Annotated in this window: 22 protein-coding genes; 16 read left to right on the top strand and 6 right to left on the bottom strand. The window is 61.5% G+C overall.

The features are described 5' to 3' along the window. Nucleotides 1-16: 16 nt before the first annotated feature. Nucleotides 17-892 carry an alpha/beta hydrolase gene (locus PMI37_RS03665; protein ID WP_008078211.1) on the top strand — a complete coding sequence of 292 codons (876 nt, stop codon included), beginning with the start codon at nucleotides 17-19 and terminating at the stop codon, nucleotides 890-892. Here PMI37_RS03665 and PMI37_RS03670 read toward each other — a convergent pair. Next, nucleotides 886-2,235 carry an MATE family efflux transporter gene (locus PMI37_RS03670; RefSeq protein ID WP_008078221.1) on the bottom strand — a complete coding sequence of 450 codons (1,350 nt, stop codon included), beginning with the start codon at nucleotides 2,233-2,235 and terminating at the stop codon, nucleotides 886-888. The two genes, PMI37_RS03665 and PMI37_RS03670, sit on opposite strands and share 7 nt — an antisense overlap. A 245-nt stretch (nucleotides 2,236-2,480) precedes the next feature. Continuing rightward, nucleotides 2,481-2,774, bottom strand: a complete 294-nt coding sequence (locus PMI37_RS03675) for a hypothetical protein (protein ID WP_007914623.1) — start codon at nucleotides 2,772-2,774, stop codon at nucleotides 2,481-2,483. A 238-nt stretch (nucleotides 2,775-3,012) separates the two neighbouring features. On the opposite strand from PMI37_RS03675, the gene PMI37_RS03680 reads away from it, so the two are divergent. From PMI37_RS03680 to PMI37_RS03700, 5 genes are all read left to right on the top strand, one after another. Then, nucleotides 3,013-3,315 carry a MazG-like family protein gene (locus PMI37_RS03680; RefSeq protein WP_008078223.1) on the top strand — a complete coding sequence of 101 codons (303 nt, stop codon included), beginning with the start codon at nucleotides 3,013-3,015 and terminating at the stop codon, nucleotides 3,313-3,315. Beyond that, nucleotides 3,315-4,064: a methyltransferase gene (locus tag PMI37_RS03685; RefSeq protein WP_008078232.1), complete on the top strand. Its 750-nt coding sequence runs from the start codon at nucleotides 3,315-3,317 to the stop codon at nucleotides 4,062-4,064. The genes PMI37_RS03680 and PMI37_RS03685 overlap by 1 nt, the downstream gene beginning before the upstream one ends. 12 nt (nucleotides 4,065-4,076) lie before the next feature. Further along, complete coding sequence (locus PMI37_RS03690; RefSeq protein ID WP_008078234.1) at nucleotides 4,077-4,691, top strand: DUF4136 domain-containing protein; 615 nt, start codon at nucleotides 4,077-4,079, stop codon at nucleotides 4,689-4,691. A gap of 54 nt (nucleotides 4,692-4,745) precedes the next feature. Then, a complete protein-coding gene (locus PMI37_RS03695; RefSeq protein WP_008078236.1) occupies nucleotides 4,746-5,303 on the top strand; it encodes a DUF4136 domain-containing protein in 558 nt (185 codons plus the stop codon). Nucleotides 5,304-5,534: 231 nt separating this feature from the next. Continuing rightward, on the top strand, nucleotides 5,535-7,523 hold the full coding sequence (locus tag PMI37_RS03700; protein WP_008078237.1) for a pilus assembly protein TadG-related protein: 1,989 nt from the start codon (nucleotides 5,535-5,537) through the stop codon (nucleotides 7,521-7,523). On the opposite strand, the gene PMI37_RS03705 is transcribed toward PMI37_RS03700, so the two are convergent. Continuing rightward, a complete protein-coding gene (locus tag PMI37_RS03705; protein ID WP_008078238.1) occupies nucleotides 7,520-10,255 on the bottom strand; it encodes a PAS domain-containing sensor histidine kinase in 2,736 nt (911 codons plus the stop codon). The genes PMI37_RS03700 and PMI37_RS03705 overlap by 4 nt on opposite strands. Further along, nucleotides 10,252-10,692 (bottom strand): TadE/TadG family type IV pilus assembly protein, encoded by a 441-nt coding sequence (locus PMI37_RS03710; RefSeq protein ID WP_008078239.1) that lies wholly within the window; start codon nucleotides 10,690-10,692, stop codon nucleotides 10,252-10,254. The genes PMI37_RS03705 and PMI37_RS03710 overlap by 4 nt, the downstream gene beginning before the upstream one ends. A gap of 75 nt (nucleotides 10,693-10,767) precedes the next feature. On the opposite strand from PMI37_RS03710, the gene PMI37_RS03715 reads away from it, so the two are divergent. Then, nucleotides 10,768-11,238 carry an A24 family peptidase gene (locus PMI37_RS03715; protein WP_008078240.1) on the top strand — a complete coding sequence of 157 codons (471 nt, stop codon included), beginning with the start codon at nucleotides 10,768-10,770 and terminating at the stop codon, nucleotides 11,236-11,238. Nucleotides 11,239-11,363: 125 nt separating this feature from the next. Beyond that, the gene (locus PMI37_RS03720) at nucleotides 11,364-12,140 is read left to right on the top strand and encodes a response regulator transcription factor (RefSeq protein WP_008078241.1); all 777 of its coding nucleotides are present in this window, start codon (nucleotides 11,364-11,366) and stop codon (nucleotides 12,138-12,140) included. A gap of 36 nt (nucleotides 12,141-12,176) precedes the next feature. On the opposite strand, the gene PMI37_RS03725 is transcribed toward PMI37_RS03720, so the two are convergent. Together PMI37_RS03725 and PMI37_RS03730 are read right to left on the bottom strand one after the other, a co-directional pair. Further along, entirely contained in the window at nucleotides 12,177-12,584 is a 408-nt protein-coding gene (locus PMI37_RS03725; protein ID WP_008078246.1) for a response regulator, read from the bottom strand. A gap of 71 nt (nucleotides 12,585-12,655) precedes the next feature. Beyond that, nucleotides 12,656-12,856, bottom strand: coding sequence for a Flp family type IVb pilin (locus PMI37_RS03730; protein ID WP_008078249.1), 201 nt, complete (start codon nucleotides 12,854-12,856; stop codon nucleotides 12,656-12,658). Between the two features lie 338 nt (nucleotides 12,857-13,194). Here PMI37_RS03730 and cpaB point away from each other — a divergent pair, with 338 nt between their 5' ends. Genes cpaB through PMI37_RS03770 form a run of 8 tightly spaced genes read left to right on the top strand, consistent with a single transcriptional unit; the run spans nucleotide 13,195 to nucleotide 20,641 of the window. After that, nucleotides 13,195-14,145 (top strand): Flp pilus assembly protein CpaB, encoded by a 951-nt coding sequence (gene cpaB / locus PMI37_RS03735; protein WP_008078251.1) that lies wholly within the window; start codon nucleotides 13,195-13,197, stop codon nucleotides 14,143-14,145. Between the two features lie 21 nt (nucleotides 14,146-14,166). Beyond that, nucleotides 14,167-15,414: a type II and III secretion system protein family protein gene (locus tag PMI37_RS03740; protein ID WP_008078253.1), complete on the top strand. Its 1,248-nt coding sequence runs from the start codon at nucleotides 14,167-14,169 to the stop codon at nucleotides 15,412-15,414. Continuing rightward, entirely contained in the window at nucleotides 15,411-16,601 is a 1,191-nt protein-coding gene (locus PMI37_RS03745; protein ID WP_008078255.1) for an AAA family ATPase, read from the top strand. The genes PMI37_RS03740 and PMI37_RS03745 overlap by 4 nt, the downstream gene beginning before the upstream one ends. Then, nucleotides 16,598-17,869: a CpaF family protein gene (locus tag PMI37_RS03750; RefSeq protein WP_008078257.1), complete on the top strand. Its 1,272-nt coding sequence runs from the start codon at nucleotides 16,598-16,600 to the stop codon at nucleotides 17,867-17,869. The genes PMI37_RS03745 and PMI37_RS03750 overlap by 4 nt, the downstream gene beginning before the upstream one ends. A 10-nt stretch (nucleotides 17,870-17,879) precedes the next feature. Then, nucleotides 17,880-18,764, top strand: coding sequence for a type II secretion system F family protein (locus tag PMI37_RS03755; RefSeq protein ID WP_008078260.1), 885 nt, complete (start codon nucleotides 17,880-17,882; stop codon nucleotides 18,762-18,764). Further along, nucleotides 18,761-19,651: a type II secretion system F family protein gene (locus tag PMI37_RS03760; RefSeq protein ID WP_008078262.1), complete on the top strand. Its 891-nt coding sequence runs from the start codon at nucleotides 18,761-18,763 to the stop codon at nucleotides 19,649-19,651. The genes PMI37_RS03755 and PMI37_RS03760 overlap by 4 nt, the downstream gene beginning before the upstream one ends. A gap of 10 nt (nucleotides 19,652-19,661) precedes the next feature. Beyond that, nucleotides 19,662-20,351 carry a tetratricopeptide repeat protein gene (locus PMI37_RS03765; RefSeq protein WP_008078264.1) on the top strand — a complete coding sequence of 230 codons (690 nt, stop codon included), beginning with the start codon at nucleotides 19,662-19,664 and terminating at the stop codon, nucleotides 20,349-20,351. Between the two features lie 11 nt (nucleotides 20,352-20,362). Next, nucleotides 20,363-20,641: a DUF3613 domain-containing protein gene (locus PMI37_RS03770; protein ID WP_008078266.1), complete on the top strand. Its 279-nt coding sequence runs from the start codon at nucleotides 20,363-20,365 to the stop codon at nucleotides 20,639-20,641. Nucleotides 20,642-20,830 lie beyond the last annotated feature (189 nt).

Below are 20,830 nucleotides of genomic sequence, written 5' to 3' on the forward strand. Positions count from 1 at the left end.
CAGAGGTTCGGCGCTTATGGCAGGTACGTTTGGGCAACGGTTCGGCGCACTGATCGGCGGGCTTATGCTCCTGGTGCTCGGCGCTTGCTCGCCGGTGAAAGTGCTCAATGTCCTGACGCCGGACGACACCTTCGACAAAACGGTGGGCATTGCCTACGGCGATGATCCACGGCAGAAGCTCGATGTCTACGTGCCGCGCCATCCGCTCAAGGGCGCGCCGGTGGTGGTGTTCTTCTATGGCGGCAGCTGGAACAGCGGCAATCGTGGGGATTACACCTTTGTCGGCGAGGCGCTGGCGTCGCGCGGGATTGTCGCGGTGCTGGCCGACTATCGGTTGTATCCACAGGTGCGTTATCCGCTGTTTCTGGAAGATGGCGCGCGCGCCGTGGCGTGGACCAAGGCGCACATCAGCGAGTATTCCGGTAACCCGCAGCGCTTGTATTTGATGGGCCACAGTTCCGGTGCCTACAACGCATCGATGCTGGCGCTGGATACGAATTTGCTCGGGGCGGTCGGGATGTCACCCAAGGACCTCAGCGGCTGGATCGGGTTGGCCGGGCCGTATGATTTTCTGCCGATCGAAAACCCCGACGTGCGTCCGGTGTTTTTCTGGCCGGATTCTCCGCCGCAATCGCAGCCGATCAACCACGTCAGCCGGGGCGCGCCGCCGGCCTTGTTGATTGCGGCGAGCAAGGACAACCTGGTCAACCCGACGCGCAACACCGGCGGCCTCGCCAGCAAGCTGCGCGAAGCCTCGGTGCCGGTGCAGGATTTGTACTACTCGCGGCCCAGTCACATCACCCTGGTGGCCACTCTTTCACGACCGCTGCGGCGGCTGGCGCCGGTGCTTGATCAAGTGGTCGGCTTCATCGAACACACGCCGACTCAGTGAGCCGCACCGCTAAACCAGCCATCGTTGCGCTTGAGCCACCAGGCTTGCGCGCCGAGGGTGAGGCTGCGCAACACCATGAACAACAGGAAAGATATCCACAGGCCATGGTTGCCCAGGCCTTGCAGCGCCCAGGCGAACGGCAGCAGGAGAACCACCGTCATCAGCATGCCGTTGCGCATTTCGCGGGCGCGAGTGGCGCCGATGAACAAGCCGTCGAGCAAATAACTCCACACCGCAATCAATGGCAGCACAGCGAGGTAGGGCAAGTAGATGAACGCGGTGTCGCGCACGCTCTGGATGTTGGTTTGCATCTCGATGAACAGATGCCCGCCGAGCAGAAACAACGCGGCAAAACCGAGGCTGGCGATCAGTGACCAACCGCCGGCCACCACCAGCGAACGGCGCAGCGCGAGGCGATCTCGAGCGCCAATGGCGTGCCCGCACAAGGCTTCGACGGCGTGGGCGAGGCCGTCCAGCGCATGCGCAGTCAGCAGCAGGCCGTTGAGCAGCAGGGCATTGGCGGCGACGGTTGCATCGCCAAGACGCGCGCCTTGCACGGTGATCATGAAGAACACCGATTGCAGGGCGAGGCTGCGGATGAAGATGTCGCGGTTGACCGCCAGCAGCGGGCGCCAACTCTGCCAGACTTTCAGCGCGGCCCAGACGATGTGGCCCGGATAGGCGCGCAAGGCCTTGCGGGTCATGAACAGGCCGAGCAGGGCGCCACTCCATTCGGCGATCACCGAGGCGCGGGCCGAACCGACCACGCCCCAGTCCAGACCGATGACGAACCACAGGTTCAGGGCGATGTTGATCAGGTTGGTGCTGAGCAGAATCGCCAGCGGCGCCCGCGCATTTTGCGTGCCGAGGAACCAGCCGACCAACGCATAACTGGCCAGCGCCGCCGGCAAACCAAACAGCCGCGTATGGAAAAAATCCCGGGTGAGCTGATCAAGCTCAGCCGACGGTTGCATGAAGTGCAGCGCGACGCCACTCAGCGGTACGCCGAGAGTACCGAGCAGCACTGCCAGGCCCATCGCCAGCAACAGGCCCTGCAACAGAATCTGCCGCAACGCCGCGCCGTCACTGCGCCCGGCCGCTTGCGCGGCAAAACCGGTGGTGCCCATGCGCAGAAAACCCATGGCCCAGGCGAGAAAGGTGTACAGGCTGGCGCCGACTGCCACCGCGCCCAATTGATGCGCGTGGGGCAAGTGGCCGATGACGGTGCTGTCGACCAGCGCCACCAGCGGCACGGAAATATTCGAAAGAATCATCGGCGCGGCCAGCGCCCAGACCTTGCGGTGAGTCGGGCGGTCGCGCCAGTCGGCGATCAGGTTGGACATGCGGGCTCCTTGGGGGAGCGGCATTGTAGCGATTAACGCTATCCCCTGTAGGCGGTGGGACAGCTAGAGATGTTTCCACTGCACCACACTCCTGCAGGGGAGAAGTTGTGTGCGGGAGGTTGTGGGTGAGGATTTATGCGCCCCCGAATAAACCGGTAGGAGCTGCCGCAGGCTGCGATCTTTTGATGTTGCCTTAAAGATCAACAGATCGCAGCCTGCGGCAGCTCCTACAAGGTTTTGGGGTGTCAGTGGATGATCCAGCTCAGCAACCACAACCCCAGCAACAACCAGATAATCCCGGCAATGATCGACGCATTCATGAACGCCCGAATCGCCGACCACAACAGCATCAACCCGACGATCAGCGCAATGATGCTGATGATCGACGTGTCCATCCCCAGGGTCTTCGCCAGCCCGTCGACAAAGTTGCCGCCGGCGTTACTCAAAATATTGAACAGCCCGCTGAGGCCATCGACGATAAAGCGGATGACCGAACCGAGTGCCTGGCCGAGCCATTCGAAAAAGCTTTCTACCTGCATGTGTTCATCCTGATGAAAGAGCTGAGCCTTGGGCCACAACGCAGGTGGCCGAGTTCCCTGTCACGAGTATGGCCCATGCTGCGCCGAACGGAAAACCGGTAGGAGCTGCCGCAGGCTGCGATCTTTTGATGGTGTTTTTCAAAACCAAGGTCAAAAGATCGCAGCCTGCGGCAGCTCCTACATGGGCCTTGCCTTCGGTTGATATCCGCTTGAAGCTATACGCCTTCAGGAGAGCCCGATGAACCTTGTTGAACTGACCGAACGCCTGCACGCCATTCGCGACCGCAATGACTGGCGGCAATTTCACAGCCCGAAAAATCTGGCCATGGCTGCCAGCGTCGAAATGTCCGAGCTGGTGGAAATCTTCCAGTGGCTGAGCGAAGACCAGTCGCGCCAGTTGCCCGCTGACAAACTCGCCCACGTCGGGCAGGAAGTCGGCGATATCGTGCTGTACCTGTTGCTGCTGTGCAGCGAGTTGGGGTTGGACATGAATGAAGTGGTGCGCGCCAAGCTCGCCGACAGCGAACGGCGGTTCAGCTGATGAGCGACCGGCATTTCGATCAGTTGGCGACGCGTTTCGCCGAAAAAATCTACGGTGGCGCCAAGGGCGCGATTCGCCTCGCGGTGTTGCAGGCTGACCTCGCGGAAGCGCTGCCGGATCGTCCGTTGCGCGTGCTCGACATCGGCGGAGGCCTCGGCCACATGTCGCTGTGGCTCGCCGAACGTGGCCACGACGTGACCTTCACCGAGCCGGCCGAGCCGATGCTCGAAGGTGCGCGCCAGCGTTTCGCCGAAGCAGGGCAGACCGCGACGTTCATTCAGGCGCCGTGGCAGGCGTTGCTCGGGCAACTCACCGAACCCTACGATCTGGTGATCTGCCACGCCGTCCTCGAATGGCTCGCCGAACCCCACGCGATCCTGCCGGTGCTGCATCAATTGACCAAGCCCGGTGGCTGGTTGTCGCTGGCGTTCTACAACCGCGATGCGCTGATCTACCGCAACCTGCTCAAAGGCCATTTCAAGAAAATGCGCAAGAACGACATGGCCGGTGAAAAGCAGAGCCTGACCCCGCAGCAACCACTCGATCCGCGCGAATTGGCAACGCAACTCGAAGGGTTGTGGCAGGTCGAAACTCAAAGCGGGATCCGGGTTTTCCACGACTACATGCCGGTGGAGTTTCAGACCCGCGCCGAACTTGTCGATTTGCTCGAGATGGAGCTTGCTCATCGTCGTCACCCAAGCTTCGCCGGGCTTGGGCGCTACTTGCACTGGATCTGCCGGCCGATCTGATCGGAGCGCGACATGAAAGCTCAATCCGGGTTATTGCTGATCTGTCTGGGGTTGGCCGCCTGTCAGGGCAGCAACCCTTACGTGGCGCAGTCGCGGCCGTTGCCGCCGGCACCGCCGCAAGCCGCCAACACCTTTGACCGCAGCGCTTACCCGGCGCCGCCGCGTGACTACGGGCGCTACCGCAGTTGGGCCTGGCTTAACGGTCAATTGCCGCCGGGTACGGCGTGGGCGGATTCGGCGCAAGTGGCCGAAGCGGTCAGCAATGCACTGGATCAGCGAGGCCTGCGCCCGCTGCACGACAATCGTCCGGCCGACCTGTTGGTCAGCGCCCACCTGAGCCTGCAAACCCGCTTGCGTCAGGTGCAGGACGATTACGGCTACTACGGCGGCGGATACGGCGGCTATGATCGTTATGGGCGCGGCTACGGCATGTACAACAGCGTGCCGGTGGTGCGCACCTATTCCGAGCAGGTCGTGGTGGTGCAAGTCGATCTGTTCGACGCCGGAACGGGGCAACCGGTGTGGAGTGCCAGCGCGGAGACCGGCGCCAAGGGCAGTCAGATCGACCGCACGGATTCGATTCGCGAGGCTGTGGAAAAGGCCATGTCGGCGTATCCTCCCAGTTAGCTTCCTGCAAATGAGAAGCTCTAGCAGGTTCATGTCTTCAACCGGAGAAAAACCATGTTCCGCCGTCTCGCTTTACTGGCCATGGCCGCACTGCTCAGTGCCTGCGCCGCCAACCAGGTCAATCATGACTTCGACGCCAGCCGCGACTTTGCCGCCTATCGCAGCTGGAGCTGGAAAGACCCCGCCCTGCAATATCGCCCGGATGATCCACGGATCAAAAGCGACCTGACCGAGCAACGCATTCGCCAGGCGGTAACAGATCAACTTGATCAGCGTGGTCTGCGCCCGGCGGCTGCGGGCGCCAAAGGTGATTTGAATGTGCAGACTTATCTGATCGTCGAGGATCGTCAGCAACAAGTGACGACCAATTACGGCGGCGGCTGGGGCGGCCCATGGAATGGCTACTGGGGCGCGCCGATGTACAACGAAACGCGCAACATCACCTACAAAGTCGCGACCATCCAGATCGACCTGCTCGACGGCAAGGACGGCAAACTGGTGTGGCGCGGCAGCGACGAGCAGATGCTCGCCAGCAAGCCCAACCCCGAGGATCGCAGCAACGCCATCCGCGAGACGGTCGCCCGCATCCTCACCAACTACCCCCCACGCTGAAATACAGATCCTGAGGTCGCCTCGGTCACTGTGGGAGCCGGGCTTGCCCGCGATGACGGCGGCACATCCAACATTGATGTGTCAGACAGTCCGCCATCGCGGGCAAGCCCGCTCCCACAGGTTTTGAGTTGTTCAGAAAATGTGTGTTGATGGCTGGCGCGTTGCCAGCAGCTTCACTGAGCCCGTCTACACTTAACTGCATCAATGGAGGTCACGGCAAAGGAGTGCGCCATGTCGCCTCGTTCGCATTTCAACGGCCCGGCCCGGCAACGCGGGGCGATTGGTCTGATGGCGGCGCTGACCCTCGGACTGGCGCTGGTGTGCATGGTGCTGGTGGTCGACAGCGGTCGTCTGTACATGGAGCAACGCCGCTTGCAGCGGGTGGTCGATGTTGCCGCGCTGGAGGCGATTTCACGCAGTGGCGATTGCCTGACGGGTCTCAGTGCTGCGGCATATGCCACCGCCAGCGCCGCGCGCAACGGATTTGCCGTGGCGCCGGACACAACCCTCACCGTGACCTGCGGCACCGTGCAAACCGGTGCCAACAATCTTCGCGCCTTCACCATGGATGCCAGCAAAAAAGCAGCGATCAGCGTCGTCGCCACACGCGTCGTGACCACCAGCGTCGCCGCCGCGCTTTACGCGTTGTTCCAGCCAGGCAGTGTCTCGCCCACCACGCGTCTGCACGCGACGGCGGTCGGTACATCGGCCACCCTGCCGCCGCTGGCGCAACTGACCATCGGCACCACCGCCCTGACAGTCGATGCCAGCAAATCAGCGGCACTGAATGCGCTGTGGGGCGGCCTTCTCGGCGGCAGCCTCAACCTCAGCGTCGCCGGTTGGCAAGGCCTGGTCGACACCAACATCAGCCTGCTCGGTTACCTCAACCAACTGGCCGTCGATCTGCACGTGGACGCCGGCAACTACACGCAGGTACTGAGTCAGAGCGTGCAGATCAAACAACTGATCGACACCGCCATCACCGTGCTGACCAAGGGCGGCACTACCACCAGCGTCGCGGTCAGTGGCTTGCTCGGGGTGAAGGCCATCGTCGGCAACACCTCGGTGGTACTCGGGCAATTGTTGCAATTGCAGACCGGCGCAACTTCCGCCGCCCTCAATGCCAATCTGCAAGTTTTCCAGCTGCTCGAAGCCGTCGTGCAACTGGCCAACAGTCAGAACGCCCTGACAGCCACCGTGCCGCTGAGCATTCCGGGGCTGGTCAACGGCTCGGTCAAAGTCAAAGTGATCCAGCCACCGCAGTTATCGGCAGTGGGCAATCCGGCGCTGGCCAAGGCCGACCCGATGGGCGCCAACCGTATCTACGTGAAGACCGCGCAGGTACGCACACTGATCTCGCTGAACCTGCCGGTGCTGTCCGGGGTGGCCGGCCTGGCCAGCGCCATCGTCAGTACGCCGCTGGTCGGTGGTCTGACCGACACCCTCAACAACCTGCTGCACCTGAACATCGCCGGGACACTGAACTCGTTGTTCTGCGCCCTGGGCGGCACCTGTCAGCGCACCAATCTGCAGATCCTGCCCACCTCCAGCATCGACATCCTGCTGGAGGCCGCCGCTGCCGACAGCCATGTCACCGACTTCAACTGCGTCAGCGACGCCAGCAAAAGCCTGACCACCCAGACCAACTCCTCGCTGGTCAAACTCAAGGTCGGCAAGATCGACGCCACCAACGCCTTTTCCTCCTCGGCGGATGTCACCGTGCAGCCACTGGCGTTGATCGATGTTGGCGTCATCACCTGCACCATTCCGCTGCTCGGGCTGGGCTCGGCGACCTGCGATCAGAGCACGCGCAAACCGTTTTACGGCGGCGGCCTCGGGGTGATGGTCGACACCTCGGTGGCGAGCATGCAGAACGTCCATACCTACAATCAGCCACCGGAAATCAAGCAACCGCCACTGAACTACAGCTTCGGCACACAAGGCGTGGTCAATAGCCTGAAAAGCACATTGAGCGGGGTTCAGGTGCAAGCGTACAAACCCACCGGTTCGAGTTTGCTGGGCGGTTTGCTCACCACCACGGCGGACGTACTGGCGAGCGTCAACAGCACGCTGGGCGTGGTCATCGACAATCTGCTCAGCCCGGTGCTCGACCCGATTCTCGATGGCTTGCTGGCCAACCTCGGCATTACCCTGAACAAGGTCGACGTCGGCGCCAACCTCAGTTGCAAGCCACCGGGGCAGCCGATGCTGGCGATCTAATCGGCCAACGCAATTGGCAACTCGATACAGAACCGCGCACCCTCATCGCCGTTGCGCACGCTCAGGCGTCCGCCCATGTTTTCGACAATGCCGTAACTCACCGACAAGCCCAGGCCGGTGCCGACGCCGACCGGTTTGGTGGTGAAAAACGGCTCGAAAATCCGCTCCAGCAAACGCGGGTCAATGCCGCCACCGTTGTCCTCGACCCACAGCCGCACCACGTGCTCGTCGCACTCGGCGTGCAAGGCAATCCACGGCTGGAAGTCGCGGTTGGCTTCGCGCTTGCCGAGCAACGCGTCACGGGCGTTGACCATCAGGTTGATCAGCACTTGTTCCAGTTGATCGACGTAGCCGCGCACCTGAACCTGGAAACCGGCCTCTTTGATCCGCAGCTCAACGCCTTTGCCGCGCAAGCCTTCCGACAGCAGCGACAGCGTGCCTTCGATCGCATCGAGCGGATTGAACGGATGTTGTTCGATTTCCGAGCGCCGCCCAAACACGCGCATGTGATCGACCACCCGCGCTGCGCGTTGCACTTGCGCGTCGATGCGGTTGAGTTTGTCGGTCAGGTAGTCGATCTGCACATCGCCATTGCTCAGGCGCTTGAGCACATTGACGATGGCCATGCGCATCACATTCAGCGGCTGATTGATTTCGTGGGCAAGCCCCGTGGCCATTTCGCCGAGGGTGGCCATTTTTGCGCTCTGCGTCAGTTGCTGCTGCGAGCGCCGCACTTCGGTGTTGTCGCGGCCTACCGCTTGTACTTCGACCAGCGTGCCGTGCTCATCGAACACCCCGCGATCCGACCAGACCCACCACGCATGTTCACGGCCGGGCAGGCGCAGGTTGATTTCAGCCGTGCTCACGGGCAGTTCCGGGGTCAGTTGCGCCAGACGCTGGACGAAGGCTTCGCGCTGTTCATCCGACATCCAGCTGCCCAGGTTGACCCCGGGCAATTGCGCCGGCGTGCATTCCAGGTAGGTCGCCAATGGCCGGTTGCCGAAGGTCAGGGTCAAGTCCGGGCGATAACGACAAATCATCGCGGGTGAGTCTTCCACCAGAATCCGGTAACGCTCTTCGCTGGCCTTGACCTGTTCAGCGGCGAGGGTCGCGTCTGTCACGTCCAGCCACAGGCCGACGGCTTCCACCGGCAGGCCGAGGTCATCGCGCAGCAATTTGGCCTCGTCGAGCAGCCAGTGCACATTGCCCTGGCGGTCGAGCACTCGATAGCGCGCACTCACCGAGCCTTCGCGCAACAACTGCCGGGTGCGTTCGAAATAGCGCGGACGGTCTTCGGGGTGCACGTGTTCAACCAGTCGACCGTCTTCACAGTCGGCGAGACTCCAGCCTAAAAGCGCTTGCAGGCTGGCGCTGAAAAAGCTCGGTTGCAGCGCGCCTTCCGCATAGCGCTGTACATAAATCACAGCGGGGGAGCTGGCGATCAGGTTGTCCAGCCGCGCATGGGCGGCGGCCGCCTGTTGTTGCTGATTCTTGATGTCGCTGATGTCGAGCATGAACCCCATCAGCCGACGTTCGGCGCCGATGCCCAACGACCGTCCTTGCAGGCGATACCACAGCGGCAGCGCCTGATCGGCGGTTTGCCAGCGCACGCACAATTCCAGCGGGGTGCCTTCATCCTGCAAGGCTTGCAGGTGGCTGCGCAATTCATCGCGGTCGGCGGGGTGGACCTGATTGAACCAGTCCTGAAGCGGTAACGGCGCCGTGGGCAAAGCCAGGCTCTGCGCCAGTGTCGGAGCCAGTTGCACCTGATTGCTGGCGCTGAACACTTCCCACCAACCGGTGCCGAGCAACGCTTGCAGGGTTTCCAGGCGTTCCAGCTGTTGCTGATGACGATGCTCGCGCAGCCGTTCCAGTAACGGCGCGGCCACGGCAGCGGCGAGTAGAAGCCAGTCGTGATCGCTGAGGTCGGGCGCCTGTTGCGGCGCGTTATAGTCGGCGCACAACAGCCAGGCAGCCACGCCCTGCGCGTCGCGATAGGGCACGGCAAACCCTTCGTTCGGACCGAAAATGGCGCTCAGGCGCGGCTGTTCGCTGGCCAGAAAGCGCTGCGGTGACGCACCGTTGAGGCTGTCGAGGCCGGTGCCCAGTTGTTGCTGTTCACGCCACAGCTGCGGCGCGTTCAACCCCGTGTAGCGCTGATGGATCTGCCAGCCCAGGCCTTGCTCATCGAGCAGCGCCACTGCCAGACAAGGGATGTGCAGATGCTGACTGAGGCGCTGCAATTGTTCGCCCAACACCGTTGGCAGACGCGCGAGGCTGCACAGGCGCAATTGATCGCGAACCTGCGTGGCCAGTAATTGCGCCTGCTCGCGGCTGCGTGCCTGGCGTCGTTCGCCGAGCAAGTCGCCGATGTCGAGCATCTGCAACAGCCAGCCGTCGCCCTGCGCCTGCAGCCAGCCGCGCAAGTGCAGTGGTGGGCCGGCCAGGCTGAAAAAATCCAGATCGAGCAGTTGCCCTTGCCAGTCCGCCGGTTGGCCTTCGACGGCCAGGCCGCTGTGCGGCAACAGGTAATCGAGCAGGTGCGCGGGCTGCGTACGCGTCATGCGCTGCGCCAGTAAATGCCGTATCGGCCCGCCCAAGTGATTGACCTTTCCGTCGCCGTCCAGATACAGCTGCAAGCCGACGCTGGGCAGCAGCGGACTTTGCTGGGGCTGGGTGGTGCCGGTAGGGCGATTGAGCAGGCGGCTGAACAGCTTGTCACCGGAACTCAAAATTGCAGGCTCGACGAGGCGCGCAGGGTCGCGGGCAGGCGCGGCACTGTGCCGACGCCCGGCAGCACCAGAAACGGCAAGGCCTGATTCAATTTGCTCGTGGGGTAATTGATGGTCACCGTCAGCAAACCCCCGGTGAAGGTGATGGTGCTGTCGGTGGCGGCATTGAAATTCAGTGCGTTGGGCAGCCAGGCCAGTTGCCGGGTCAACTCGGTGCGCGCGTTCGCCGTGATGGCGGTCGAGTAATTGGCCGAGGCAGGGTCCAGCGCCACACTGCGGCGCACCGCTTCAGAGGTGGACTCATTGAATGACTGCATCAACAACAGCGGCAGGCTGTAACTCACCAAGCCATAAAACACAGCGAAGAAGATGACGAACACCAAGGCGAACTCGATGGCGACAGCGCCTTTTTGCTTGCGGGGGAGGCCGGATTTCATGAGTGCGTCTACCCTGACAATCACTACGTAATATCAGCATAGAATCATTCGGCCAAAACGGACGGTTTTTACCGCATGCACAGCTTTGTCCTGCTGATCTGGCTGACGTTGTGCGCGGCGCAGGATGCCCGGCAGCGCCATATCGCCAATGCGCTGACCCTGGGGGTGGGCGGGTTGGCGGCTATCTATGTTCTGGTCACCGGCCACACCTGGCTGGGCGCCGACGCGGCGCAGGGCGGCTGGGCAGTCATCCTCGCGCTATTGCTGACATTGCCCGGCTATGCGCTGAAGCGTTTCGGCGCCGGCGATGTGAAATTAATGACAGCTTTGGGCCTTGCGACGGACGGTACTCATCTGCTCGGCGTGTTTATCGGCGCGGCACTCGCCAGCGTCGTCTGGCTATTGCTTGCGCCAAAACTCTGGCTGCATATGCGTCAACGGCTTAGCGATCATCTTCGATTTATAGCCCCTGAAAAGTCAAAAAAGCTGCCATTTGCGCCGTTCGTGCTCGTTGGCATGCTCCTGACTTTGCTTTGGATCCATTAGTCGTCCGGTGCCACTACTGCTATGTACATAGTCGGAAAGTGGGTCTACTTTCAAATCAACGGTTGTACAGCTTCGCGCTGTCAGTACAGGAACGGTCAGCCTTTGGCCTAGGCATGGAGTAGCAAGTGAACAAGCTTACGTCTGCTGTAAAAGTTCTGGTGGTCGATGATCAGCCGCTGATTGTCGAAGAACTCTGCGAATTCATCGAGAGCAGCGGTTACCGCTGTGTGCCGTGCGAATCGAGCCAGCAGGCGATCGAACAATTCACTCAAGACCCTGCCATCGGCCTAGTGCTGTGCGACCTGCACATGCCGGACATGGACGGCATTCAACTGGTGCAGGAGTTGCAACGCCTGGCGGGCAAGCAGCGGATCTTCGAAGCCATCATGCTCACCGGGCGTGCCGACAAGCAGGACGTGATCAAAGCGTTGCGTGCCGGCATCGCTGACTACTACCAGAAACCGGTCGACCTCAACGAACTGCTCGAAGGCCTGCGTCGTCAGGAAGCGGTGCTGCAAGAGCGGCAGAAAACCCTGCAACTGGGGCATCTTAATCAGAAGCTGCAATACCTCTCCGAGTCGATCGACGACCTCTACCAGGACCTCGACAAAGTCCGCCGTGGCCCGGCGCCAACGAGCGACGAGGCACCCGCTGAGGGCGAAGGCGTGGAGATCCCGGCGATCTTCAATCAGTTGTCGCCGCGCCAGCTCGATGTCGCGCGGTTGGTGGGCAAAGGCCAGACCAACTACCAGATCGCCTGTGAGCTGGGGATTACCGAGAACACGGTCAAACTCTACGTCTCGCAAGTGTTGCGCCTGACCCACATGCATAACCGCACTCAATTGGCCCTGGCGTTATCGCCCAGCAACTCTGGCATGCGCCAACGAGTGACAGCGCACTAACTCAATTGACCCCGGCCACCGCCGGGGTGCCAACCCTCAACCGCTATGCGCCTTGGCCTTGGGAAACAGGTTGTCTAGGGTTTCCAGCAGGCGCACGTGATAAATCGGTTTGCGGAACAGGTCCAGTACCTGCAGGCGCAGCATGTCGCTGACATCTTCCATATCGGCATGCCCGGACGTCACGATCACCGGCAGATGCTGGCGCGAGGTGTGTTCACGCAGGCGCTTGATCAGCGACATGCCGCTTTCTTCCGGCATGCGCAGATCAGTAATCACCAGCGCGATATCGGGGTGGCGGGTGAGATGGTGCAATGCCAGTTTTACCGAAGTCGCGGTATGACAAGTAAAGCCTTCGCCCTCCAGCAACTCCGCCAGCTCCAGCAGTGCGTCCTCTTCATCGTCGACGAGGAGCAACTGCTGGCGAGAAGTGTGTGGAGAGTTCATAGGCAACACCTGCAATGGACTGAGTGCTGACGTTAGAACCCAATGGCCGCATTGACAAGTTATCGGTCCGATCAGGTGAGTGCCGTCTGGATCCGGGTCAGGATCGCGGTGACCTGAGTGCCGATGCCGTTACCGAAGGCTGCGATCACCAGCGCCACGAGGCCGACCACCAGCGCGTATTCGATGGCGGATGCGCCCTCGGTGTCTTTGGCCAGGCCTTTGAAGAAGGCGACTTGCGATTTGATTTTTTGCGCAATGTGGGAATACGACATGAGGACTCTCCTTGAGCACGCCAGGTGTTGCGTGTTCGCAACATGATTTCCCTGTGCCAGCATCAGCATTGTCGGCATTCCCCGGCCCTACAACTGTAAGAACGAATTAACGCGAAAGTATTAGTTGGCGTAATTACACTAAAAAACCATGTTTGGCGCTTTAGCCTCCTACTTTCGTTGGATATTTCATCGCTGTTAATGGCGTTTTGTTCGCGCTGGACTACCGTCAAATAGCGAAATAGTTACTTGTTCATAGCTGCCTGATTGCGAATTTATCTCGTTGAAAGTTACGGGTCATTGCAAAAGACAGAACGCGCAGCGGGAAAGGGAGAGCCGTCATGAACAGTCGCGTCACTCTGGGCCTGGCAGGCTTGTTTTTGCTGGGTGCGATCATCGCCGGATATTGGGGGCTGACGTTGAGCCGCCAACCGGCCGTCGAACCTGTTGCCGCACCAGTTGCGGAGACGTCAGTGGTACCCGCCGCCGCACCGGCGCCCCCTGTTGAAGATCCGACCCGCCAACCGGTGGTGGTGTTGCTGCGCGACATCGCGCCCTTCGTGAAAATAACCGCGGCCGACGTTGCTGTGGAAAAACTGCGCACCGCTCCTGCCGGCAGCCTCGCCACTGTCGATCAAGTCATCGGCCGTACGCCATGGCGGCCGTTGAGTGCCGGCAGTTGGCTGAGTGAAGAAAGCTTCGAACCGGGCAGCCAACTGGCGCGAATGATTCGCCCCGGTGAGCGTGCACTGGCGGTGGCCGTGGATGAAGTGATCAATGCCGGCGGGCAACTGGCGCCGGGCGATTACGTCGATGTGCTGCTGTTTTTGCGCAAGGACGAAAACAATCCACAGCCTTCAGCGCAGTTGGTGGTGCCGGCGGTGCGCGTGCTTGGCGTTGGCAGCCAGATGGGCCTGACCAATGACGGTCAGCCCGCCAACCCGGCGCGTAGCGACGATGAACGACTCAAGCAGGAACAACAACGAATGGCTGCGCGTAGCGTGGTGCTGGCGGTGCCGGAACTGTTGCTCAGCCGCTTGATGCTGGCGTCCGGCAGCGGCGTTTTGCGCCTGGCGGTGCGTAGCGCCGATGAACAGCAACTGGCGAAATACTGGGCCGGTGAAAACGATGTCGCCAGACAACTCGATACGCCACGACGCGAGTTGATCGAGTTCAGCCAACTGTCACTTTCGCCGCCGCCCCGACCACTCGCCGTGGCGGGTCAGCCGACGGCGCGCAAACCGACCGTGGAAGTCATCCGTGGTGCCGAAAACGCTCAACCCACTCCCTGATTCGAGCAAGGACGCCTTTACATGCGCATACGCTTCACGCCCCTGTTCAACGGCTTGCTCCGGGCCTCGCTGCTGAGCGTTGCTTCGATCGGCAGCGCCGTCGCCGCTGCCAGCAATTGCGCCGCGCTCGGCCCTTTGCCGGCGGCTCTGGAAGTCGGTGAAGGTCTGCAACAGGCATTGCAATCACCCGTGGCGATCACCCGCGTGGCAGTGGGCGATCCGAAAATTGCCGACGTGCGCGTGACCGGCGATCAAGGCGTGTTGCTCACCGGCGTTGGGCCCGGCGCGACCACGCTGATGATCTGGACGGCCTGTGCCAGCGCGCCGCGTCAGAGCATGGTGTTTGTGCAGGGCAAGGCCAGTGCGGCAATGACGGTCTCGTTGCCGGCGACTGATGACCCGACTCTGCCTTCGCAAGTGCAGACTGATATTCGCTTTGTCGAAGTCAGCCGCACCAAACTCAAAGAGGCCGGCACCTCGATTTACGGCAAGGGCTCGAACAACTTTCTGTTCGGCGCACCGGGCACGGTGCCAGGCAGCGGTGTCAGGCCCGGTTTGGTGCCGAGCGTAGCGCCGAGCATTCCGCTGGCCAACGATGTGTTCAACATTGTCTGGGGCGGTGGCAGCAGCAAATTCCTCGGCATCGTCAATGCGCTGGAAGGCAGTGGTTTCGCCTACACCCTGGCGCGGCCGAGCCTGGTAGCGTTGAGCGGGCAGAGCGCGAGCTTCCTCGCCGGTGGCGAAATTCCGATTCCGGTACCGAGCGCCAACAGCAACAGCTACTCCATCGAGTACAAGGAATTCGGCATTCGTCTGACCCTGACGCCGACCGTCGTCGGCCGTGATCGCATCGCCCTCAAGGTTGCACCGGAAGTCAGCGAGCTGGACTACAACAATGGCGTGACCATCGGCGGCACCACCGTGCCGGCGTTCACCATCCGCCGCACCGACACCAGCATCTCGCTGGCCGATGGCGAAAGCTTTGTGATCAGCGGTTTGATCAGCACGCAAAACGCTTCGCAGGTGAACAAGTTCCCAGGGCTTGGCGACATCCCGGTGCTCGGCGCGTTTTTCCGCAATTCGTCGATCAATCGCGAAGAGCGCGAACTGCTGATGATCGTCACCCCGCACCTGGTCCAGCCATTGGCAGTCAACGCGCCGTTGCCTTCGCTGCCGGGTGAAAAACTGCGCAACTACGACCCGAACTGGTATCGCCTGTACTTCCTCGAAAACGGCAACTTCGATAAACGCAGCGGGTTATCGCAATGAGCCAGAGCCTCAGTCAGACCTTCCTCGCCATCACCCGCAACGACACCGATCTTGAGTGGTTGCAGGGCGCTCTGGCACCCCTTGGCCAAGTGGTCAGCGCTGGCGGCGGCAGCCTTGACGAGCTGCTCGCGCTGGTCGACGTGACATTCGCCAGCCTGGTGTTCGTCGGGCTTGATCGCGATCATCTGGTGGCGCAGAGCGCGTTGATCGAAGGCGTACTTGAAGCCAAACCGATGCTCGCCATCGTCGCCCTTGGCGACGGCATGGACAATCAGTTGGTGCTCAACGCGATGCGTGCTGGTGCGCGGGATTTCGTCGCTTACGGCTCGCGCTCCAGTGAAGTCGCCGGGCTGGTACGGCGCTTGAGCAAACGCCTGCCAGCCGTCACGCCGAATACCCAACTCGGTGGCCTGACCGTGCTTTATGGCGTGCAAAGCAACGCCGACGGCGCGCTGCTGGCCAACCACATGGCGCTGGTGGTGCAGAAGAGCGGGCAGCAGACGTTGCTGCTCGATCTGGGCTTGCCGCGCGGCGACAGCCTGGCCTTGCTCGGGCTGGAAAGCTCGTTTCATTTCGGCGACGCGCTGCGGCACTTGCGGCGGCTCGATGCGACGCTGATCGACAGCGCTTTCACCAGCGCCGAAGCGGGCTTGCGCATTCTTGCTTACGCCGGTTCCGACGAGCCGCTGGAGCGCACCAGCGCCGCCGAGTTGTACATGTTGCTCAGCGCCTTGCGCCAACATTTCCAGCACATCGTCGTCAACCTCACCGGCCAGCCCGACAGCGAAGCGCTGCGCACGTTTGTCAGCCATTGTGACAAGCTGCTGTGGTACACCGATCAGAACGTCCTCGACTGTCGGCGCAATCTCGCGGTGCTCAATCTGTGGCGCGAGAAAGGCATGAAACTCGACCATGGCCGGCTGCTGATCGACCGCTATTTGCGCAACGTTGCGCCGGATTCCGAGACCCTCGGCAAGACCTTTGGCCTGGAAGTGATTGCCGTGCTGGCCTACAGTCCGGAAGTCCGTCTCAACGCGAAAAACCAGGGCGTAACCCTGTTCGAACTGGCCCCGCGCGAAGCCATCAGCCAAAGCCTGCGCACCCTCGGCGAACGTCTGGCAAAACGCTCTGAGGGCTTGGCCAAACCCAAGGCCAACTGGTTCAACCGCCTGCGAGGCACTTCATGAACGGCGAGCAACTGTTCGGCGGCCCGCAGCGCTCTGCGAGCGGCAACACCGACCACGATGGCCTGAAACTGGTGCTGCACCGCTACATCATCGACGCCATCGAAGAGTCGGGGAAAAACCTGCTGGAAGGCTCGCGGCAGGTGCTCTCGCAGTTCGTCATCGACAAGGTCGCCGAATACATCGCGCGCCTGCACCTGGCGATTTCCCGTTATGAAATGGAGCGTCTGGCTGAAGAAATCGTCGACGAGCTGACCGGTTTCGGCCCGCTCGAAGTGCTGCTGCGCGACAGCGCCGTGACCGAGATTCTGGTCAACGGCCCGCACCGGGTGTTCATCGAACGTGACGGCGTATTGCACTTGAGCGACCTGCGCTTTATCGACGCGCACCATGTCGAGCGGGTCATGCAACGCATCCTCGCGCCACTCGGGCGACGTCTCGACGAATCGTCGCCGATGGTCGATGCGCGCCTGCCGGATGGCAGCCGGGTCAATGCGATCATCCCGCCGATTGCCCTCGACGGGCCTTGCCTGTCGATCCGCAAGTTTCGCAAGGACATGCTCAAAAGCACCGATCTGATGGCGATGCAAACCATCGATCAGGCGATCTACGATTTCATCGAAGAGGCGGTGGGCAAGCGCTGCAACATCCTTATCAGCGGCGGTACCGGCACCGGCAAGACCACGCTGCTGAACATTCTCAGCCAATTGATCAATCCGCACGAGCGTCTGGTAACCATCGAAGACGTCGCCGAATTGCAACTCGGCCACCCGCACGTCGTGCGCCTGGAAACCCGTCCGCCGAATGCCGAGGGCCACGGCGAGGTGAAGGCCAGCGACCTGATCCGCAACGCCCTGCGCATGCGCCCCGACCGGATCATCCTCGGCGAGATTCGCGGCGTCGAAGTGGTCGACGTGCTGACCGCGATGAACACCGGCCACGACGGTTCGATGAGTACCGTCCACGCCAACAACGCGCAGGATGCCTTGCTGCGTCTGGAAACCCTGGTCGGCCTGACCGGCCGCACCATCGCCGAACGTACCCTGCGGCAGATGATCTGCGCTGCCCTTGATGTGGTGATTCAACTGACGCGCATGCCTGATGGGCGGCGCTGCGTCAGCGAAGTGGTCGAGGTGGTCGGCGTGCGTGACGACGTCTATGTGACCAATACGCTGTTCCGCCTCGACCGGCGCACCGGCTTCGGTTTCCTGCGCGAAGCGGTCAACCCGGCGGGCGACAAGCTGCGTCGCGAATCTACGCTTGCGCACTGAGGGCCACGGCATGCTCAAACCGTTGCTGCTGTACCTGCTCAGTCTGGCTTTGCTCGGGCAATCCATGCGTTTGTTCTATAAAGCATGGCGTATGAGCGGCGTCACTCGGGTGATGGAACGATTGAATGAGGGACAGCCGCAGGACCCCTTGCCGAGACCCGGTTGGGCGGGTCTCGAACGGGCATTCTTGCGCGCAGGCCTGGGGCGTCCGACCGAGCGTCTTGGTGCATGGATTTTGCTCTGGATGTTCGCCGTCGTGCTCAGTCTGGCGCTCGCCGGATGGATTGGCGTACTGGTGATGCTGGTGCTGCCGCCAGTGGCCGTGCGGTTGTACGTCAGCTGGCGTTACCAACGGCGCTTGCGGCGGATGATCGAACAACTGCCGCAATTGCTCGACTACACCGTGCGCAGCTTGAAGTCCGGACGGACCTTGGCCGACGCGGTGCTGGGCGGCATCGAGACCAGCGAAGATCCGCTGAAAAACGCCATGGGCCGGGTGCAGCGCAATGTGCAGTTGGGCGTGAGCCTGCCGGATGCGGTGTCGGACTTGGCGGAGCTGTACGAGCGTGATGAATTCCGTTTGTTCGCCCTCGGCCTCAAGGTCAATCACCGTTACGGCGGCAACGCCAGCGAGCTGCTGGAAAACCTCATCAAGATGATCCGCGAGCGCGATCAGGCCTCGCGCCAGTTGCGCGCCATGACCGGCGAAACCCGCCTCACTGCATGGGTATTGGGCTTGCTGCCCATCGTCATGGCCGGTTATTTCCTGATGGCCAATCCGATTTATCTGGTCGCCATGTGGCATGACCCGTCCGGGCAGCGAATGCTGGCCACGGCGTTCGGCATGCAGGTGATCGGCAGTCTGTTGCTCTGGCGGATGTTGCGCAGCCTATGACCACACCCTTGATGATCAGCGCGTTGTTTCTGCTCGGCGCCGCCGCGTTACTCCTCACCAGCCTGCTGGAACAGCGCCGGCGTGCGCGGCAGATCAGTCGTCGGCTGGAGGGCGATCTGCTTCGCGAAAACCGTTTCGGCAACCTGCTGCAAGTGCTTGGCGACAGCAAGGTCGGTCAACGCAGCGTCAAACTCGATAACGAAACCCAGTCGCTGCTCAATCGGCTCGGCTGGCGCAGTGCGCGTCAGCGTTCGCTGTTTGCCGCTTGCCAGATCGGCTCGCCACTGCTGTTGCTGGCGCTGACGGTGTTGCTGCAATCGGTGTTTTTCCCGGCGGTGGAAAAACAGTGGATCGCGCCGTTGTTTGCGCTTGGTGTTGGCTATCTGTTGCCCAAGCGTTTGCTGGTGATTGCCGTGGCGCGTCGGCAAAAACAACTGGCCAGCGAGATCGGCACGTTCATTCCGCTGCTGCGCATCCTCTTCGAATCGGGCATGGCCGTGGAGCAGGCGTTGCGCGTTCTCAGCCATGAAGGTCAGGCCTTGTTGCCGGTGCTGACGTATGAATTGCGCCTGGTGCTGAGCCGTGTCGACTCCGGCCTGGAGTTGGGTGAAGAGCTGAACAAAGCCACGCAGTTGCTGGCGGTGGATGAGTTCACCGACACCTGCGTGATTCTCCAGCAGTTGCTGTATCAGGGCGGCGGGGCGATGAAGTCGCTGCTGGCGCTCAAGCAACTGCTTGATGACCGGCGCCTGACGCGCCTGCAGGAATACATCTCCAAGATGTCCGCAAAAATGTCCGTCGTGATGATGCTGTTTCTCTTCCCGGCGTTATTGATTGTTCTGGCCGGCCCGGGCTTCACCGCCCTGGCGAAAGCGCTGGGAGCCTAGAGGGATCGTGATGAAAGCAATGATTGCAGGTGCGTGTTTTTTGCTGCTCGGCGGTTGCGCCAACACCGGGCAAACGCCGTGGGATGCGCTGACCAATTCGGCCAGTTGTGGCAAGTTGAGTTCCGATCAGCAACTGTCGCTGAACCTCGCCGATGACATGGCCAACGATGGCAAGCTGCACGCCAGCCTTGCGAATCTGCAAAGCCTGCCGGACAACATCGCCGACGTGCGTCTGCGCAAGGCCAAGGTCTATCGTTTGCTCGGGCGCAGCGAGGCTGAGCCTTTGTATCGCAGCTTGCTCGGTTCGTGTCTGGCGGCAGAAGCCGAGCACGGTTTGGGGCAACTCGCTGCGGCCAAATCCGACTACGGTCAGGCGCAGGCGCATTTGCAACGCGCGGCGCGGCTGGCACCTACCGACGAGAAAATTCGCAATGACCTTGGCGTGGTTTACCTCAATCAATTGCGCATCGACGATGCGCGTTTTGAGTTTCTCACCGCCATGGAGCTCAAGCAGAGCGATCAGTTGGCGGCGCTGAATCTGGTGACGTTGCTGCTGTATCAGGATGACTGGAACCGTGCTGCCGAACTGGTCAGCCGGCTTGGTTTGAGTCCTGCGCAATTTAGCGAAGCGCAAGGTCGCGCGGAAAAGCTCAAGCTGCCGAACCGATCCACTGTCGCCGTCACGGCGATGCTCAAGTAAGGAGCGCGATGATGAAAGCTATCCTTGTCTGCCTGGGCCTGCTGACCTTGCCGCTGACCAGTCACGCCATCGACGCCGGCCCCGCCTCGGCCCAGCAACAGGAAACCGAGGGCTGGCTGCAACTGCAAGGCCGCAACAAAGTCGCTTCACCGAAACCGCAAACCGTTACCCCTACCGAACGCGAACTGGCCATGCAGCGCTGGCTGAAAAGTTATCAACATGAGATTCCGCAGTTTTTCGATCAGGAGCAGGGGGGTAAGGTCGACAGCGGTTCCGGCAGCGGCGGTTGACCTATGTAGGAGCTGCCGAAGGCTGCGATCTTTGCTCTTTTTGGAGGGGAACCGAGTACATATCCCTTGCTGCGGTAACGGCCGCTCTGGGTTCCGCCCTTACGGCGGGTCACCTTTTCCAAACGCCGAAAAGGTAACCCAAAAGGCTTGCTCCTACGTACGGCCCGCTCGCTAAAGCTCGGGGTTCCT

This window comes from Pseudomonas sp. GM80 (assembly GCF_000282515.1).
GTDB lineage: Bacteria > Pseudomonadota > Gammaproteobacteria > Pseudomonadales > Pseudomonadaceae > Aquipseudomonas.

Excerpts from the sequence above, each read along its gene's own strand:
- PMI37_RS03665 (WP_008078211.1), top strand. The coding sequence starts at position 17 with ATGGCAGGTACGTTTGGGCAACGGTTCGGCGCACTGATCGGCGGGCTT.
- PMI37_RS03670 (WP_008078221.1), bottom strand. The coding sequence starts at position 2,235 with ATGTCCAACCTGATCGCCGACTGGCGCGACCGCCCGACTCACCGCAAG.
- PMI37_RS03675 (WP_007914623.1), bottom strand. The coding sequence starts at position 2,774 with ATGCAGGTAGAAAGCTTTTTCGAATGGCTCGGCCAGGCACTCGGTTCG.
- PMI37_RS03680 (WP_008078223.1), top strand. The coding sequence starts at position 3,013 with ATGAACCTTGTTGAACTGACCGAACGCCTGCACGCCATTCGCGACCGC.
- PMI37_RS03685 (WP_008078232.1), top strand. The coding sequence starts at position 3,315 with ATGAGCGACCGGCATTTCGATCAGTTGGCGACGCGTTTCGCCGAAAAA.
- PMI37_RS03690 (WP_008078234.1), top strand. The coding sequence starts at position 4,077 with ATGAAAGCTCAATCCGGGTTATTGCTGATCTGTCTGGGGTTGGCCGCC.
- PMI37_RS03695 (WP_008078236.1), top strand. The coding sequence starts at position 4,746 with ATGTTCCGCCGTCTCGCTTTACTGGCCATGGCCGCACTGCTCAGTGCC.
- PMI37_RS03700 (WP_008078237.1), top strand. The coding sequence starts at position 5,535 with ATGTCGCCTCGTTCGCATTTCAACGGCCCGGCCCGGCAACGCGGGGCG.
- PMI37_RS03710 (WP_008078239.1), bottom strand. The coding sequence starts at position 10,692 with ATGAAATCCGGCCTCCCCCGCAAGCAAAAAGGCGCTGTCGCCATCGAG.
- PMI37_RS03715 (WP_008078240.1), top strand. The coding sequence starts at position 10,768 with ATGCACAGCTTTGTCCTGCTGATCTGGCTGACGTTGTGCGCGGCGCAG.
- PMI37_RS03725 (WP_008078246.1), bottom strand. The coding sequence starts at position 12,584 with ATGAACTCTCCACACACTTCTCGCCAGCAGTTGCTCCTCGTCGACGAT.
- PMI37_RS03730 (WP_008078249.1), bottom strand. The coding sequence starts at position 12,856 with ATGTCGTATTCCCACATTGCGCAAAAAATCAAATCGCAAGTCGCCTTC.
- cpaB (WP_008078251.1), top strand. The coding sequence starts at position 13,195 with ATGAACAGTCGCGTCACTCTGGGCCTGGCAGGCTTGTTTTTGCTGGGT.
- PMI37_RS03740 (WP_008078253.1), top strand. The coding sequence starts at position 14,167 with ATGCGCATACGCTTCACGCCCCTGTTCAACGGCTTGCTCCGGGCCTCG.
- PMI37_RS03745 (WP_008078255.1), top strand. The coding sequence starts at position 15,411 with ATGAGCCAGAGCCTCAGTCAGACCTTCCTCGCCATCACCCGCAACGAC.
- PMI37_RS03750 (WP_008078257.1), top strand. The coding sequence starts at position 16,598 with ATGAACGGCGAGCAACTGTTCGGCGGCCCGCAGCGCTCTGCGAGCGGC.
- PMI37_RS03755 (WP_008078260.1), top strand. The coding sequence starts at position 17,880 with ATGCTCAAACCGTTGCTGCTGTACCTGCTCAGTCTGGCTTTGCTCGGG.
- PMI37_RS03760 (WP_008078262.1), top strand. The coding sequence starts at position 18,761 with ATGACCACACCCTTGATGATCAGCGCGTTGTTTCTGCTCGGCGCCGCC.
- PMI37_RS03765 (WP_008078264.1), top strand. The coding sequence starts at position 19,662 with ATGAAAGCAATGATTGCAGGTGCGTGTTTTTTGCTGCTCGGCGGTTGC.
- PMI37_RS03770 (WP_008078266.1), top strand. The coding sequence starts at position 20,363 with ATGAAAGCTATCCTTGTCTGCCTGGGCCTGCTGACCTTGCCGCTGACC.